We start from the raw sequence: 17,172 nt of genomic DNA, 5'->3' as shown, positions 1-17,172 counted from the left end.
CGCCAAAACAACTATAAGCACTGGAATAAAAACATTCGCTAAGGAGCACCACATGAATCTAATCAAGCCTCTCAAACCCTTAGCCTGTGCTTTGTTATTGCTGGCCTCGAGCCACACATGGGCCGTAGATAAAGCCGCTGAAAACACCTATCTCGAATTATGCAGTGTATGCCATAGCGAACAACGCATTGGCGGCACAGGCCCGGCATTATTACCGGAAAGTCTGGGACGGATCAAAAAAGCTGAAGCCATTAACGTGATTGCCAATGGCCGACCCGCTAGCCAAATGATTGGCTACAAAGACGTACTCAGCAGCGAGCAAATCAGCACACTGGTTGATTACCTATACACCCCCGCTGATAATCCACCCAACTGGTCGGTAGCAGATATCCAAAACAGCCATAAACTTTTTGTGAACCAACAAGACTTGCCCACACAACCACAGCATAACTCTGATCCGCTGAATCTGTTTGTCGTGGTCGAGGCCGGCACGCATCATGTCACTATTTTAGATGGCGATAAGTTTGAAACCATCGCTCGCTTCCAAAGCCATTTTGCCCTACATGGCGGACCTAAGTTTTCCCCAGACGGGCGCTTTGTTTACTTTGCCTCGCGCGATGGCTGGGTCAGCAAATACGATATCCACAACCTCACTATGATTGGTGAAATCCGGGTGGCGCTGAACACCCGCAATTTAGCCGTCAGTAATGATGGCAAGTGGGTGATGGTCGGTAACTACTTGCCCGGCAGTTTAGTGGTCTTAGACGCTGAAGACTTGAGCTTCGTTAAAGAGATTCCGGTCGTCGGCAATGACGGTAACCCCTCACGCGTCAGTGCGGTATACACCGCTCCACCCAGAGACAGCTTTGTGGTGGCGTTAAAAGATACTCAAGAGGTATGGGAGTTTCCCTACCTGAACAACCCCAACTTTGAGCCGCGCCGTATTCTGGCCAATGACTATTTGGACGATTTCTCTTTCACTCCCGATTACCGTTATTTATTAGCCACCTCGCGTAAAGCCAAGGGCGGACAGGTGATTGATATGGAGCTGGGTAAAACCATCAGCGAGATTCCACTGCCGGGCATGCCGCACTTAGGCTCAGGTATTTACTGGCAGCGGGGCGAGCAGCAAGTGTTTGCTACACCCAATATCAGCCAAGGCTTGATTTCAGTATTGGATATGCAGAATTGGCAGCTGATTAAAGAAATTAAAACCGAAGGACCGGGCTTTTTTATGCGCAGCCACGCAAACTCCAAATATGCTTGGACCGATGTATTCTTCGGCCCTAACAATGAAGCCGTGCATGTCATTGATAAACAAAGCTTGGAAGTGGTGCGGACGTTACGCCCCATGCCCGGCAAAAATGCGGCGCACGTAGAGTTTAATAAAGACGGTAGCCACCTGATTCTTAGCGTCTGGGACGAAGATGGCGCCTTGATTGTCTATAACGCTGAAACCCTTGAAGAAGTGAAGCGTATCCCGATGAACAAGCCCTCGGGCAAATACAACGTCTACAACAAAATCAATTTTGCTGAGGGAACCTCCCACTAAGCAATCATGCGCAAGCGCACCTAGACTGCGCTTGCGCTATTTCTGCAGAACTAGATCGGCTCAAGCTTAGCAAACGACAACATCAACCACTTACTGCCTTCGCTGGCAAAGTTAATTTGCACACGTGCCTGAGCGCCAGCGCCTTCAAAGTTAACGATCACACCCTCACCAAAAACCCCATGGCGTACCGCTTGTCCCAGTTGAAACTCTGTCTCGGGTACTGCACTGCCGGCAAACAAGCTGCTCGCTGACGAAGCGCTTTGCTTGGGTGCGCTAGGCGTGTTCTGCAAACGTACCATTTGCAATAAATCGGCAGGAATTTCACGCAAGAAACGTGATTGCAAATTATATGACTCCTGCCCATGCAAACGGCGACTTTCCGCGCTGGTTATATACAACTGTTGCATGGCGCGGGTGATACCCACATAGGCTAAACGCCGTTCTTCCTCCAAACCATCGGCTTGCTGCAAGCTATTGGAGTGGGGAAATAAATTTTCTTCCATACCGGCAATAAACACCAAAGGAAACTCCAGTCCCTTGGCGCTGTGCAATGTCATTAACTGCACGCTGTCTTCAAACTCATCCGCTTGTGTATCACCCGACTCCAATACCGCATGGTCAAGAAACGCCACCAAAGGTGTGAGCTCTTGTTCTTCATCGCTTAATTCAAAAGCACGCGCCGCGCTGATTAATTCTTCCAAGTTTTCCACGCGTGACTGGCCTTTCTCACCTTTCTCTTCCTTGTGATAGGTCATCAACCCGCTGTGTTCAATCATGTGCGCCATGGCTTCATGCAAGGGTAAATCTGTCGCCTGCTCGGTTAGCTGTTCAATCAGCAGGATAAATTCCTGCACTGCGTTGTTCGCCCGGCCACTGAGCAGTTTACGCTCGGTTTGCTCACGCATGGCTTGCCATAAAGATACATCATGGGTGCGCGCATAGTTACGAATGTTTTCTACTGTCTTCTCGCCAATACCGCGTGTAGGCACATTAATCACACGCTCAACGGCCTCGTTATCATGGTAATTACGCAATAAGCGCAGATAACCTAAAGCGTTTTTAATCTCTAAACGCTCAAAAAACTTATGCCCACCATAGATGCGATAAGGAATGGCAGCGCGTAGCAAGGCTTCTTCCAAAACACGCGACTGCGCGTTAGAGCGATAAAGTATGGCGATTTCACTGCGTTTAAGCTCACTGCCATGCAATGCTTGCTCAATCACTTCAACGATATAGCGCGCTTCGTCATATTCGTTATAACCCAGATACACGCGAATAGGCTCGCCACCGGTTTCATCGGTCCATAATTCTTTACCTAAACGACCTTGGTTATTACTGATTAACGCATTGGCGGCATTAAGAATATTGGCTGTAGAGCGGTAGTTTTGCTCAAGTCGCACAGTTTGTGCCTTAGGGAAGTCATCATTAAATTGCAAAATATTTTCGATGCGCGCGCCACGCCAACCATAGATAGACTGATCATCATCACCGACCACCATCAGGCTGGAACAGTCCGCTGCCAACAGCCTTAGCCACGCATATTGCACGGCGTTGGTATCTTGAAACTCGTCCACCAGAATATGACGAAAACGGCGCTGATACTGCTGCAGCAAAGTTGGATTATCACGCCACAACTCCAACGAGCGCAGCAGCAGCTCAGCAAAATCAACCGCGCCAGCACGCTGGCAAGCTTCTTCGTAAGCGGTATACAGCTTTTGCATGGTGGTTAAAAACAAATCACCCTGCGCTTGGATATGTTGCGGGCGCAAGCCTTCATCTTTTTGCCCGTTAATAAACCACTGCGCTTGACGAGGTGGCCAGCTTTTCTCGTCCATACCCTGTTCGCGCATGACTCTTTTTAACAGACGCAGCTGATCTTCACTGTCTAAAATGCTAAAGCCTTCGGCTAAACCGGCTTCTTGCCAATGTGCGCGCAGCAAACGGTGTGCTAAACCATGGAACGTACCCACCCACATCCCAGCAGGGTTGATGCCCAACAACTCTTGAATACGCGTGCGCATTTCTGCAGCTGCTTTATTGGTAAAGGTTACCGATAAAATACTATGTGGCGAGGCACCTTCAACCTGAGTCAACCAGCCAATGCGGTGCACCAATACCCGCGTTTTGCCTGAGCCTGCACCTGCCAATACTCGTTGTTGACCTAATGGAGCTGCAACGGCTTGGCGCTGTGCATCATTGAGATCGTTTAAGAGGTAGGAAATATCATCATTCATAGTAGTAAGTCACTGACATGCAAACTCCAGCAGTGAGCCGGGGTTGTCCTAAAAGCGCCGCGGCTATAACGGTGTATAGCTACGTAATGAGGAAGTTACCAATAACGCTAGCCAAAACCGCCTAGACAATTCAAGTGACCAAGCTGGCGCAACGTTTGGTTTATGCAATGTTGCGCATTAACAGGCCGTACTCAAGGTCCAGCTCTTGTGGCAGCGGAATATACAACACATGCCCATCACCAGGTGCCACATCGCGGGGTTTACCAGCACGATCTTCAATATGTTTGAGTTCGAAGGTCAGGTTTCCCTGAGGTGTCATAAGCTCAAGGCTGTCACCAACGCAAAAGTGGTTTTTGACAATCACTTCAGCCAACTCACCCTTGCGTTCACCGGTCAGCTCACCAACAAACTGTTGACGATCCGACACGGAGTTACCGTAAGCATAGTTCTGATATTCATCATGTACATGACGACGTAAAAAACCTTCGGTGTAGCCGCGATGCGCCAAAGACTCAAGCGTATCCATCAGTGACCTATCAAAAGGGCGGCCCGCTAACGCATCGTCAATGGCTTTGCGGTAAACCTGCGCCGTGCGCGCAACATAATAATGGGATTTGGTCCGGCCTTCGATTTTCAGCGAGTGCACGCCCATTTTTATCAATCGCTCAACATGCTGTACCGCTCGCAGGTCTTTGGAGTTCATGATGTAAGTGCCGTGCTCATCTTCATAGGCAGACATCAACTCACCGGGACGGCTGGAGTCCTCCAGCAAGAACACTTCTTTGGTCGGCGCACCTACACCTAGAGTCGGCTCTACGGCTGCAGTACTGGCGATAGGCTCGTATTTTTGTACGATATCGCCCAGCTCGTTTTCTTTGGCTTCGTGGGTTTTATACTCCCAACGACAGGCATTGGTGCAGGTGCCTTGGTTAGGATCGCGCTTATTAATATAACCCGACAGCAAGCAACGGCCTGAGTACGCCATACACAGCGCGCCATGGACAAACACTTCCAGCTCAACCTCGGGTACCTGTTGACGGATTTCTTCGACCTCTTCCAGCGATAACTCGCGCGATAGGATCACCCGCGAAATACCTTGTTGTTGCCAAAACTTAACACTGGCCCAGTTAACCGCGTTCGCTTGCACCGACAGATGAATACACTGCTGAGGGAAATGCTCACGCACCAGCATGATCAAACCCGGATCCGACATAATCAGCGCATCAGGCTGCATTTCGATCACGGGCTTAATGTCTTTGATAAAGGTTTTCAGTTTGGCGTTATGCGGAGCAATGTTAACCACCACATAAAACTTCTTACCTTGCGCATGCGCTTCTTTGATACCCAGCGCAAGGTTGTCGTGGTCAAACTCATTATTGCGCACGCGCAGACTATATCTAGGCTGACCGGCATACACCGCATCAGCACCATAGGCAAAAGCATAACGCATATTTTTCAACGTGCCGGCAGGGCACAGTAATTCAGAGTGATACAGGCTAGACATGGGGAGGGTACTCAAAATAGCTGTCTAAAACGCTCTATTCTACCAGCCTTACGCCAAAGAGTCGCTTAGCTAGCCGCCGAAAGATAGGCTAGTTTAATGACTTAAGCTGCTTCGGGTACAGGCTCTGCGCGTTTAGCATAGTTTTGCGCCATCACCGCACAGACCATCAACTGGATCTGGTGGAATACCATTAGCGGTAAAATAGCAGGCCCCACTGCACCGCCAGCAAACAGCACCTGCGCCATAGGTACACCTGTAGCCATGCTCTTTTTCGAGCCACAGAACACAATCGTAATTTCATCTTCCTTATTGAAATTTAACAAGCGTGATGCCCAGGTAGTTATCATCAACACCAACGCCAGCAATGCACAACACACCACGGTCAACATAATGAGCGCCTTAGGCGGCACGGTGTACCACAACCCACCTACCACCGCAGAACTAAAGGCCGTGTATACCACTAACAGAATTGAGCTTTGATCCACGTACCTGATCAGGGTGCGGTTGTTATCCACCCAGCCGGCGATCCAGCGGCGCGAGTAGTGCCCTAAAATAAAGGGCAATAACAACTGCAGGCTAATCTTGATCACGGCATCCAGCATACCCGTGGTGCCTGCATCAGCATCCAGCATCAGCTTGACCAGAATAGGTGTCACCAAAATACCTACTAGGCTTGAAGCCGAGGCTGCGCAGACTGCGGCAGGAACATTACCACGCGCCATTGACGTAAAGGCGATCGCCGACTGCACCGTGCCCGGTAACGCCGCCAAATAGAGCATGCCCACCCATAATTGCTCGCCAAGCAAAGGTTTTAATGCTGGGGTTAACGCCACCATTAATAGGGGGAACATAATAAAAGTACAGCCGAATATCAGCAGGTGCAAACGCCAGTGCAAGGCACCGGCAATGATCGCTTGGCGCGACAGTTTGGCGCCATGCAGGAAAAACAGCAGGGCAATGGCAGCGGTGGTCAGCCATTTAAAAAACACTTCACCAGAACCCTGTGCTGGCACATAGCTGGCAGCCAAAATCACTGCGATAATTATCAGGGTGTAATTATCAAAAACCATTCGCATACGGGCATAGAAAACAGACATAACTTTGCTCTTCAAAATAAACACTGGACGCTAATGTACCCTAGCCTTTATATTCCGGCTAACGCCAAGCAGTCAATTAATTGCTCCGAACGGACATCGCATGTATTTAGAACAACAACTCAACCAACTAAAGCAGTTACCGCGCCCTGTATACGGCCAAGCAGAAGCTTTGCCCAACATTGCACTGGGTTATAAACACAGTCATCCGTGGATACAGTTTTCCTATGCCAGCCGTGGCGTATTGGATGTATTGACTGCAGACGGGCGTTATATCGCGCCACCGCAACGCGCTGTCTGGATTCCAGCGAGGGTAGAGCACCAAGTACGCTGTTCTGGGCAAACGCAAATCCGCAGTCTGTACATTGAGCAATCGGCGCTCGCAACCGCCATGACGCAATCCTGCGTGGTGCAAGTAAGTCCGTTACTACGCGAACTTATCCATGCGTTTAGCCAGTTCGATAGCTGTTATCCTGAGCAGGGCAGCCAAGCACGTCTCGTGCAGGTTTTGCTCGATCAGCTTGAACAAGCGCCCTTAACCGACTCCATTTTGCCACTACCACAAGATGAGCGCGCTTTAGTGATTGCCCAACACTTGCAAAACCAACCCGATTGCACACAAACACTGGCCCAGTGGGCGGCTGAACTTGGCGTGGTCGCAAAAACCCTAAGTCGTATTTTTACCCAGCAAACCGGTCTGACCTTCAGGCTCTGGCGTCAGCGTCTGCGTATTTTGAGCGCCCTGCCAATGTTAGAGCAGCAACAATCGGTTACCGATGTAGCCATCGCCTGTGGTTATGATTCTGTTTCTGCGTTTATCCATGCTTTTAGTCAGCATTTTCATTGCACGCCGGGAGAGTTTTTCAACTGACGCGCGCAGTGCTCAGCATCAAACAAACTGACTAATAAAATACACCCCAGCAAAACCAGTGCTATAAGCAACCAACAAGTAAACAAAATAGCGCAGATAGGCAACAAAGGTTAAGCCGGGCACTTTACTCATAGATACCACCCCAGCCGCCGAACCAATGGCCAGCAATGAGCCACCCACGCCAACCGAATAGGTAAGGGTCAACCATTCACCGGTATTCATATCGATGCCTGATTTCAGCAATGCTGCGGTCAATGGTACGTTATCAATCAAGGCTGAGAACAAACCCATAATGTAGTTAGCGGCTAACACCGGTACATTTTCATACAGGCTCAGGAAATGCTGTAGCACGTGCAGCTCTTTCAAAATGCCCACAAGTAATAATACGCCCAAGAAAAATAGCAGCGTATCAAACTCAATTTTGCGTATGTATTCTAAAATCGGTTCGTCCTTATTGATGAGGGTAACGGCCATAAACATCACCGCCAGCCCGAATAAAAAGGACAGTACAGGCGGTATGCCAAATGCTACGTTGGCAGCAATAGTGCCAAGAATGGTGGCTAAGAATAATCCAGTGATAATTTTGTCACCGGTGCGTATATATATCCTTTGCTTCTCGAGTATTACTTCACCTTTAAGGTTGAGCGAGAGCATAAACGCTAAAAACAATACCGCTACCAACGCTGGGATACTGAGTAAAATCAGATCGACGATTTGCACTTTTCCCGCCAAGAAAATCATCAGCGTCGTTACATCACCGGTGATCAAAGCCGCACCACCTGAGTTCACCGCAAATACTGTTAAGGAACGTCTGAATAACGTTACCGAGGACGCTAGCACAAGGCAAAAACGTATGAAAAAGCGCAGTTTACACCTAGTAAATGAGCATTTTGAGTACGTTTTTAACGCAGTGATAGCTACGCAGGTAGTTATTCAGAGGCTTCTTAAAACAACATAGCGAATGAGCCTCTCTGTGGTGAGCTTAAGGCTCATCAGCACCGTGATACAGATGAGCGTAGCGGTAATGTTGTCTGCCATGGATGAGAATACAAAGGCGAACACGCCAACAACCATCATCAACTGGCGTTGCGTCATTTTTTTAGGCAAGACCTTGTAAGACAGCGCATCAATCACGCCTTTACTGGAGACATAGGCAACAAAAGTCATGGCCGCCATTAAGAATAACCACAGCGAGGCGATCTCGAGCAGATTTTCATTCAGTGCGTGCATCAACTGTTCATTGCTAAGCCCACCTAGCGGCGCAATGAAATACAGCATCCACGCTAAAGTGCCAAAGAACAGTGTGGTTTTGGCTTTATCTATACCGATGTAATCTTCGGCAATAATGGAAATAAAGCCCAGCAGGGCGAGGATGAGTAGAGCTGTGGACATAATAGTAGTCCTAAAAATACATGCACTAACCATCCACGGGCAGACATTTGGCTGCCTGCGCGTGGTATTTTGCCCAGCATTTTATGCTCTATTTAGCCGAAGGAGTACTGTTTGTTGCTTAAGGTTTCGGTTATTTTCAAACGAATCATTTAGAGTTAATTTTTAATCAGCTTTTGTCATCTTGCTCTGGCTTTTTAGCCGCTACTTGCTGGCTTTGCCACTCTCTTAACTCTTCGTAGTAAGTATCCCATACGCAGGGTTCGCAGGCTGACTCACAGCACTCATAATCTTCTGGGGGTAAGGGTTTTTCTAACATGGGTATTCCTGCTTTTTTTATTGCTGTTTCATTCACTTAGAGGCAAAAACATGAGTAAGAAAATCTACTATGCCACCTACAGCCATCCTTTTGCAGAGCTTTTGGTGGCACAGGATAACCAAGGGGTTTGCGCTGTCTTGTTAGGCGATCATCAGCACGATTTGATTACCGACTTACAGTCTCGTTTTAGTAAGGACGAAATCATCGAAGACAAAGCGCTGCTGCAAAAAAATCTACAGCGGGTTAAAGATTTTTTAACCCGTCCAGATCACCCCTTGAAACTAAAGCTCAGCTTGCATGGCACTGATTTTCAAAAGCGTGTGTGGCACGTGCTCGAAAAAATCCCCATTGGCACTACCGTCAGTTACAGCCAGATCGCCGAACAAATCGGTCAGCCTACTGCCATGCGTGCCGTTGCCGGTGCCTGCGCTAAAAATCCTGTTGCCTTAGCGGTTGCGTGCCACCGCGTACTGCGTAGCGATGGCGGTATCTCAGGCTATCGTTGGGGAGTTGAACGCAAGCGCAAGCTTATCGCCCTAGAGAAAAAATATGCTACGGACGCGGCGCATAGCTAAATACATCGGCCTGTATTTGCTCAGCCTGCATGCCGCATTTAACCAGCGCATCATGGGTTGCATAAACCATATTGGGTGAGCCACTGACAAACACGCGAAAGTTTTTTAAATCCGCCAAGTCGTGGCAAACCGCCTCATAGAGCAAACCACTACGACCATTCCAGTCCGCATCATGGCTCACTATTTTATGTAGCTGCACATTCGGCATTTTTCTCCACAGAGCTACAGCAGGTACAGAATAAAAATCCTCTTCTGTTTTCGCGCCCCAATAGAGGTGGATGGGCATCTGTGCGTTTTGCTGGCGACAATGTTCAAGCATGCTATGCATTTGTGCCAAACCTGTACCTGCCGCAATCAATAATAAAGGGCGCTCATCCAGATCAGTCAGACAGACATCACCCATGGGTAGCTGCACTCTGGCTTCAGGCTGCTCTTTGAGCTGTTCAATCAGGTCAACGGCTGCATTATCATGCGCTAAAATATGCAACTCCAACTCCGGCAACTGCTGTGGCGCAGACGCGATGGAGAAAGGATAAAAATCACCTTGCTGCGCGGCCAACATCAAGTATTGTCCCGCTGCATGGTTAACGTTAGCGCTCTGGGGTAACAGCAGCTTAAGCTGATATACATTAGCCCCTAGGTCTTGAATACTTTGCACTGCACAAGCAATGGTTTGTATTGGCTTATTATCCACAGCCAGTTTTACTCCGCTTTATGTTTAAAGTTGCAGCAACGCTTGGTTGCTTGCTTTATCGACTAAGGGTGCTGCGAAAATACCGATTAATCTATGCCTAACTCAAACCAAATATCATCAATTCGCTGCTTTACCTTGGCGTCTTGGGTAATCACCTGCCCCCACTCACGTTGAGTTTCGCCCGGCCATTTATGGGTGGCATCCAAGCCCATTTTACTGCCAAGGCCTGATACAGGTGAGGCAAAATCCAAATAATCAATCGGGGTATTATCTATCATCACCGTATCCCGAACAGGATCCATGCGCGTGGTAATAGCCCAGATTACATCATTCCAGTCACGTGCATTGATATCGTCATCCGTAACAATCACAAACTTGGTATACATAAATTGACGCAAGAAGCTCCACACCCCCATCATCACGCGCTTGGCGTGTCCTGGATATTGCTTCTTAATCGTCACTACCGCCATACGGTAAGAGCAGCCTTCAGGCGGCAAATAAAAATCAACTATTTCAGGATATTGTTTCTGTAAAATAGGTACAAAAACCTCGTTCAGCGCCACCCCTAAAATCGCCGGTTCATCTGGTGGTCGCCCTGTGTAGGTGCTGTGATAAATAGGATCTTTACGGTGGGTAATGCGCTCTACGGTAAACACCGGAAAACTATCTACTTCATTGTAGTAGCCGGTGTGATCACCATAAGGGCCTTCATCCGCCATTTCACCCGGATAAATATGTCCTTCGAGGATCATCTCAGCGCGTGCTGGTACCTGTAAACCACTGCCAATAGCTTTAACTAGCTCGGTTCTTTTGCCGCGCAATAAGCCAGCAAAAGCATATTCAGATAGGGTGTCCGGAATAGGGGTAACCGCCGCCAAAGTGGTCGCTGGATCAGCACCCAACGCCACGGCAACTGGATAAGGCTGTCCGGGAAATTTTTCACACCAATCGCGAAAATCCAGCGCGCCACCACGGTGACTGAGCCAGCGCATAATCACTTTATTACGCCCGAGCACCTGCTGACGATAAATGCCAAGGTTTTGTCTGGTTTTATTAGGGCCTTTGGTAATTGTTAGCCCCCATGTAATCAAGGGTGCTACATCACCTGGCCAACAGGTTTGAATGGGCAGAGTGCTAAGGTCAACATCATCACCCTCAATCACCACGTCCTGACAGGGCCCGTGCTTGCGCACTTTAGGCATCATCGACAGAACCTTACGAAACATAGGTAATTTTTCCCATGCATCTTTAATGCCTTTAGGCGGCTCTGGCTCTTTCAAATTGGCCAGTAGCTGACCTATCTCGCGTAAAGCGGATAGGTTTTCTGCACCCATAGCCAAAGCAACACGCTCAGGTGTACCAAAAAGATTGGTCAGTACAGGCATGGAAAAGCCTGTGGGCTGCTCAAACAACAAAGCAGGGCCAGCCTTGCGTAGCGTACGGTCGCTTATTTCGGTCATTTCCAATACTGGGGAAACGGGCAGCTGTACGCGCTTAAGCTCGCCTCGCTGCTCCAAAACCTGAATAAACTCTCTTAAATCTGCGTATTGCATGGCTAACCCACTTGGTTTTATTTGCCGCGTTTCATCGCCATAAAGAACTCATCGTTGGTTTTAGTATCTTTCAACTTATCCAACAAAAACTCGATGGCAGCAACTTCGTCCATAGAGTGGAGTAGCTTGCGCAAAATCCACATGCGTTGTAACTCCTCTTCAGTGGTGAGCAACTCTTCGCGGCGGGTACCTGAACGGTTGATATTAACCGCAGGGAAAACACGTTTTTCAGCAATACGGCGATCAAGCTGCAACTCCATATTACCGGTACCTTTAAACTCTTCGTAGATAACTTCGTCCATTTTAGAACCCGTATCGACCAGAGCTGTAGCAATAATAGTCAGCGAACCGCCTTCTTCGATATTACGAGCCGCACCAAAGAAACGCTTAGGCTTTTCCAAAGCATGCGCATCCACGCCTCCGGTTAAGACCTTGCCAGAGCTTGGAATTACTGTGTTGTAGGCACGTGCTAGGCGCGTAATAGAATCGAGCAGAATTACAACGTCTTTTTTGTGCTCAACCAGTCGTTTAGCTTTTTCAATCACCATCTCTGCCACTTGTACGTGACGGGCAGGTGGCTCATCAAAAGTTGAGGCAAGTACTTCACCGCGGACTGTACGTTGCATTTCGGTCACTTCTTCCGGGCGCTCGTCAATCAGCAGCACGATTAAATGACACTCAGGGTTGTTACGGGTGATATTGGCAGCGATGTTTTGCAACATCAGGGTTTTACCCGCTTTGGGCGGTGCAACAATTAAACCACGCTGACCTTTACCAATGGGTGCTGCCAAGTCGATAACGCGACCAATCAAATCCTCAGTTGAGCCATTACCGGCTTCCATAACCATGCGCTGATCGGGAAAGAGCGGGGTCAGGTTTTCAAACAGAATTTTGGTCTTGGCGTTTTCTGGTCGATCGAAGTTAATCGAATCAACTTTTAACAGGGCAAAATACCGCTCGCCTTCTTTGGGTGGGCGGATTTTACCTACAATGCTGTCACCAGTACGCAGGTTAAAGCGACGTATTTGACTGGGTGACACATAAATATCATCGGGTCCGGCTAAGTAAGAAGCGCCAACAGACCGCAGGAAACCAAAGCCATCTTGCAATATTTCCAATACGCCATCGCCAGAAATTTCTTCACCGCTTTTGGCATGGCGTTTTAATAAGGCAAAAATAATATCTTGTTTGCGTGAGCGAGCCATATTTTCAAGGCCCATTTGCTCCGCCATTTCAAGAAGCTCGGTAACAGGTTTTTGTTTTAGTTCAGTTAAGTTCATATGAGATGAAATGTTCGATGGGTAGTGGGAATAACTCAGTGTCAGTTTGACTAGGTGTCAAAATGAGAGGCGAGTAGAGAAATATGAATGTGCCGCGTACTTAGCGTGTTAAGACGGCATGCAAGACTGTAACGACTTGCGCGTTACAACAGTTGGGAATTTACCACCAGATACACACAGAGTCCAGTATGCGCACTAAAGATTTGACTGTGCGCATACTTTCAGCACCCTATATTATAGGTGTGCATCCAAAAAGGCAGCGAGCTGACTTTTAGACATTGCACCTACTTTAGTTGCTTCAACGTTGCCATTTTTAAACACCATCAGTGTAGGAATGCCGCGTACACCGTACTTAGGCGGAGTACCTGGATTTTCATCGATGTTTAGCTTACAGACTTTTACCTTACCGGCATACTCTTCAGCAATTTCATCTAGCACTGGAGCAATCATTTTGCAAGGACCGCACCACTCTGCCCAATAATCCACCAGAACAGGTCCTTCTGCTTGTAATACATCCTGCTCAAAGCTGGAATCAGTAACGTTGTTGATGTGCTCGCTCATAGAACTTCTCCGTTTGTTGGCACGCATAAAACGCTGTCTATAATAGCCCGAGTTAGTGACTAATGAAACTATAGGAGTCCTGAATATATTGAGCAGCTCAAATTTTAGTAACCTATCGCTCCGCCTTTTCGCCCCTTTTTCTTTTGCTGCCTTTCCTTCGCTGCCCCTATCTAACTGATTTTGTTAGCTTTTAGAGTGTTCGCTTAAAGCCGTAGTTTCGTTTTTCTCAGCTTAGGCTGGCTTTTTAATCGTTAAATCCAAGCCCCTAAACCCTTATCAAGCACCGGTTTATCCCCGGCAAGCCCGTGCACTTTGCATGTTTTATTGCGCTAAAACATTGGCTAAACATGCCATTCATGGCAGGATTAACTTTAGTTGCTTTGGATACTCATCTATGCCCCTCACTGCCACCAAGAATTTCCCCCTTATTGCAGCCATCGATCTAGGCTCAAATAGTTTTCATATGGTGCTGGCTAAGACTCATGAGCGTGAAATTAGAATCCTTGATCGCATTGGCGAAAAAGTTCAGCTGGCCGCTGGCCTCAATGAAGCCTTAGACCTAGAAGAAGAGGCTATTGAGCGCGGTTTAGAATGCCTTAGACGCTTCGCGCAACTGATAACTGATCTGCCCAAAGGTGCTGTTCGCATTGTAGGTACCAGTACTTTACGCATTGCTCATAACCGACAACACTTCATTGATCGCGCTAAAGAGATTTTGGGTCATGACATTGATGTAATTTCCGGCCGCGAAGAAGCCCGTTTAATTTACCTAGGTATTTCCCATACGCTAGCCAGCATTGACGATAAGCGGTTAGCGCTAGATATTGGTGGCGGCAGCACAGAGCTTATAATTGGCCAGCATTTTGAATCCCAATACCGCGGCAGCTTGCAGATGGGTTGCGTCAGTTATAGCCAGCGCTTTTTTAAAGACCTCATCATTTCTCCTGCGCGTTATGCGCAAGCCTATACCGCGGCACGTTTGGAGCTTATGGAAATTGAGCAAACTCTAAAACGTATCGGCTGGAAAGAAGCTGTAGGCGCATCCGGCACTATTAAGTCTATCGCGCAGGCCTGCTTTGCCGCAGGTTTTGGTCAAGGAGAAATCAACCAACCGGGAATAGCCTATCTCAAGCAGCAGCTGCTAAAGCTTAAGCATATTGACCAAGTTGATTTTCCCGGCGTTAAGCCCGAACGCGCCAGTATTTTTCCGGCAGGCTTAGCTATAGTGGAAGCTATTTTTGATGCACTAAACCTCGACCAAGTGCAAGCAGCCGACGGCGCTTTGCGTGAAGGTGTTTTATACGACCTGCTGGGTCGCCACCAACACGAAGATGTGCGCGAACGGTCGATTAATGCGCTGATGCAGCGCAGCCATGTCGATGTTGAGCAGGCACTGCGCGTTGAAAATAAGGCGCTTGAAGTGCTGCAGCAACTTGCCGAGCCGTGGCAACTAACGGACGACTGGCATAAAGAGATGCTGAGCTGGGCGGCGCGCGTGCATGAAGTAGGTCTGGATATCGCCCATTACCATTACCACAAACACGGCGCTTATTTGGTTGAGCACTCCGACCTTGCTGGTTTTTCTCGTCAAGAGCAGCAACGTATCGCGCTACTGGTTCGCGGCCATAGACGCAACATCCCTTTACAGCTGTTTAATCAGTGCGGCAATGACAGCCATGCTTTGCTCTATCTATGTGTGATTTTGCGCCTAGCTATCTTGCTGTACCGAATTCGCGGCTCTCAAGAGGTTCCCGAGCTGCGCTTGCAAGCAACAGAAGATGCATTGGAGATTTTGTTTCCTGCCTGCTGGCTGGAAGAAAACCCCTTAACCGCAGCAGACTTTCACAAAGAAGCGCAGTGGTTAACGCGCATCAACTTTAAACTCAGCCTAGGTGAATACTTCTGCTAGAGTGGCACCTGCAACTTGTTTTATTGGTCTTTTATGCACACATATGACTAAGGAATAAAATGATTTTGTAAGTGCTTAATTTTTGAGCACATTGCACATAAAGACTTTGACTGCAACGAATAAAAGACTAATAAATTTGCTAGCGTGTGGATAACTTTGGCCTTCATGGCTACAATACCGGTTCGATTCGCCCATCAACTGAGGTTTCTCTGTGTCTGTCAATCTTTGGCTGCAGTCTGTCGATTTTTTGCGTGATGAACTTCCCGCGCAGCATTTCAACACCTGGATTCGCCCCCTGCAAGTTGAAGAAGTAGATGAGTGCCTTTTTGTCTATGCGCCCAATCGTTTTGTCTTAGACTGGGTTAACGAAAAGTATTTCACCCGCATTTTAGAGCTGATGACTGAACGCAACAGCGGAGAAACACCTGAGGTAGTGCTCCAAATTGGTAGCAAAGGTCAGACAGTACGGCCTACTGCTACTACCACTGTAACCTCAGCAGCCAGCCCAGCGCCAACCCCTCAGCCCGCTAATGCAACACCCGCAAACGATGCACCTACTCATACAGATAAAGCGGCTGTTGCTGCAGCCAGCGCTAAACCGGCACAGTATGTTAGCGGTCTAAACCGCTCCTTTACATTTGCCAGCTTTGTTGAAGGTAAATCAAATCAACTTGCTCACGCTGCGGCTTGGCAGGTAGCTGACAACCCCAAGCACGGTTACAACCCATTATTTCTTTATGGTGGTGTAGGGCTAGGTAAAACCCATTTAATGCACGCGGTTGGTAATCATTTACTGCAAAAAAACCCAAAAGCCAAGATCGTCTATCTCCACTCTGAGCGCTTTGTGCAGGACATGGTCAAAGCCATTCAAATGAAGGCGATTAACGAGTTTAAAACCTATTACCGCTCAGTTGACGCGCTACTGATTGACGATATTCAATTTTTTGCGGGCAAAGATCGCTCACAAGAAGAGTTTTTCCATACTTTTAATGCCTTGTTAGAAGGCAATCAACAAATCATTTTAACCAGCGACCGTTACCCCAAGGAAATTGACGGTATTGAGGAGCGTTTAACTTCACGCTTTGGTTGGGGTTTAACCACAGCCGTTGAGCCACCAGACTTAGAAACCCGTGTGGCCATTTTGATGAAAAAAGCTGAGCAAAGTAGGGTAGTACTAGCTAAAGATTGCGCTTTTTTTATTGCACAACGCATCCGCTCTAACGTGCGTGATCTCGAAGGCGCTTTAAAACGTGTTATTGCCCACTCTCACTTCACTCATCAACCCATTAGCCTTGAGCTAATCCGCGAATCGCTAAAAGACTTATTGGCGCTGCAAGATAAGCTAATTAGTATTGATAATATCCAGCGCACCGTTGCTGAATACTACAAAATTAAAATAGCCGATCTATTATCAAAGCGTCGCTCTCGTTCAGTAGCTCGACCACGTCAGGTGGCTATGGCATTAGCCAAGGAAGTGACCAATCACAGCTTGCCGGAAATCGGCGACGCTTTTGGTGGGCGCGACCACACCACAGTTTTACACGCCACCCGTAAAATCGCAGAACTATGCGAAACGGATGCCGACATTAGCGAAGATTATAAAAACCTGTTGCGCACACTCACTACGTAGTAAAATC

At 48.0% G+C, this 17,172-nt stretch carries 13 protein-coding genes and 1 pseudogene; 5 read left to right on the top strand and 9 right to left on the bottom strand.

The features are described 5' to 3' along the window. The first annotated feature begins 52 nt into the window (after window positions 1-52). The gene (locus tag QEZ41_RS04750) at window positions 53-1,552 is read left to right on the top strand and encodes a nitrite reductase (protein ID WP_289410241.1); all 1,500 of its coding nucleotides are present in this window, start codon (window positions 53-55) and stop codon (window positions 1,550-1,552) included. 50 nt (window positions 1,553-1,602) lie between these two features. Here QEZ41_RS04750 and uvrD read toward each other — a convergent pair whose 3' ends face one another. The 3 genes from uvrD to QEZ41_RS04735 all read right to left on the bottom strand — a co-directional run bounded on the left by uvrD (window position 1,603) and on the right by QEZ41_RS04735 (window position 6,387). Beyond that, complete coding sequence (gene uvrD / locus QEZ41_RS04745; protein WP_289410240.1) at window positions 1,603-3,786, bottom strand: DNA helicase II; 2,184 nt, start codon at window positions 3,784-3,786, stop codon at window positions 1,603-1,605. 160 nt (window positions 3,787-3,946) lie between these two features. Continuing rightward, on the bottom strand, window positions 3,947-5,290 hold the full coding sequence (gene trhP / locus QEZ41_RS04740) for a prephenate-dependent tRNA uridine(34) hydroxylase TrhP (protein ID WP_289410239.1): 1,344 nt from the start codon (window positions 5,288-5,290) through the stop codon (window positions 3,947-3,949). A 101-nt stretch (window positions 5,291-5,391) separates the two neighbouring features. Continuing rightward, window positions 5,392-6,387, bottom strand: a complete 996-nt coding sequence (locus tag QEZ41_RS04735; protein WP_289410238.1) for a bile acid:sodium symporter family protein — start codon at window positions 6,385-6,387, stop codon at window positions 5,392-5,394. A gap of 79 nt (window positions 6,388-6,466) precedes the next feature. Here QEZ41_RS04735 and QEZ41_RS04730 point away from each other — a divergent pair, with 79 nt between their 5' ends. Further along, the gene (locus tag QEZ41_RS04730; RefSeq protein ID WP_434556795.1) at window positions 6,467-7,255 is read left to right on the top strand and encodes an AraC family transcriptional regulator; all 789 of its coding nucleotides are present in this window, start codon (window positions 6,467-6,469) and stop codon (window positions 7,253-7,255) included. An 18-nt stretch (window positions 7,256-7,273) separates the two neighbouring features. Here QEZ41_RS04730 and nhaD read toward each other — a convergent pair. Both nhaD and QEZ41_RS04720 read right to left on the bottom strand, forming a co-directional pair. After that, window positions 7,274-8,647 (bottom strand): annotated as a pseudogene (gene nhaD / locus QEZ41_RS04725) (sodium:proton antiporter NhaD). Window positions 8,648-8,813: 166 nt separating this feature from the next. Then, window positions 8,814-8,963: an oxidoreductase-like domain-containing protein gene (locus QEZ41_RS04720; RefSeq protein ID WP_289410236.1), complete on the bottom strand. Its 150-nt coding sequence runs from the start codon at window positions 8,961-8,963 to the stop codon at window positions 8,814-8,816. A 50-nt stretch (window positions 8,964-9,013) separates the two neighbouring features. On the opposite strand from QEZ41_RS04720, the gene QEZ41_RS04715 reads away from it, so the two are divergent. Continuing rightward, the gene (locus QEZ41_RS04715; protein WP_289410235.1) at window positions 9,014-9,538 is read left to right on the top strand and encodes a methylated-DNA--[protein]-cysteine S-methyltransferase; all 525 of its coding nucleotides are present in this window, start codon (window positions 9,014-9,016) and stop codon (window positions 9,536-9,538) included. Here QEZ41_RS04715 and QEZ41_RS04710 read toward each other — a convergent pair. From QEZ41_RS04710 to trxA, 4 genes are all read right to left on the bottom strand, one after another. Next, window positions 9,516-10,232 (bottom strand): CDP-6-deoxy-delta-3,4-glucoseen reductase, encoded by a 717-nt coding sequence (locus QEZ41_RS04710; protein WP_289410234.1) that lies wholly within the window; start codon window positions 10,230-10,232, stop codon window positions 9,516-9,518. The genes QEZ41_RS04715 and QEZ41_RS04710 overlap by 23 nt on opposite strands. A gap of 86 nt (window positions 10,233-10,318) precedes the next feature. Further along, window positions 10,319-11,785 carry a 4-hydroxy-3-polyprenylbenzoate decarboxylase gene (gene ubiD / locus QEZ41_RS04705; protein ID WP_289410233.1) on the bottom strand — a complete coding sequence of 489 codons (1,467 nt, stop codon included), beginning with the start codon at window positions 11,783-11,785 and terminating at the stop codon, window positions 10,319-10,321. A gap of 17 nt (window positions 11,786-11,802) precedes the next feature. Next, window positions 11,803-13,065: a transcription termination factor Rho gene (rho, locus tag QEZ41_RS04700; protein WP_289410232.1), complete on the bottom strand. Its 1,263-nt coding sequence runs from the start codon at window positions 13,063-13,065 to the stop codon at window positions 11,803-11,805. Between the two features lie 234 nt (window positions 13,066-13,299). After that, window positions 13,300-13,626 carry a thioredoxin TrxA gene (gene trxA, locus QEZ41_RS04695; protein ID WP_289410231.1) on the bottom strand — a complete coding sequence of 109 codons (327 nt, stop codon included), beginning with the start codon at window positions 13,624-13,626 and terminating at the stop codon, window positions 13,300-13,302. 394 nt (window positions 13,627-14,020) lie between these two features. Here trxA and ppx point away from each other — a divergent pair, with 394 nt between their 5' ends. After that, a complete protein-coding gene (gene ppx, locus QEZ41_RS04690; RefSeq protein WP_289410230.1) occupies window positions 14,021-15,535 on the top strand; it encodes an exopolyphosphatase in 1,515 nt (504 codons plus the stop codon). Window positions 15,536-15,746: 211 nt separating this feature from the next. Beyond that, window positions 15,747-17,165, top strand: a complete 1,419-nt coding sequence (dnaA, locus tag QEZ41_RS04685; protein WP_289410229.1) for a chromosomal replication initiator protein DnaA — start codon at window positions 15,747-15,749, stop codon at window positions 17,163-17,165. Window positions 17,166-17,172: the final 7 nt, after the last annotated feature.

This window comes from Thiopseudomonas acetoxidans (assembly GCF_030362935.1).
GTDB lineage: Bacteria > Pseudomonadota > Gammaproteobacteria > Pseudomonadales > Pseudomonadaceae > Thiopseudomonas > Thiopseudomonas acetoxidans.
The sequence above is the reverse complement of the archived record's forward strand: the minus strand, read 5'-3'. Positions and strand labels throughout refer to the sequence as shown.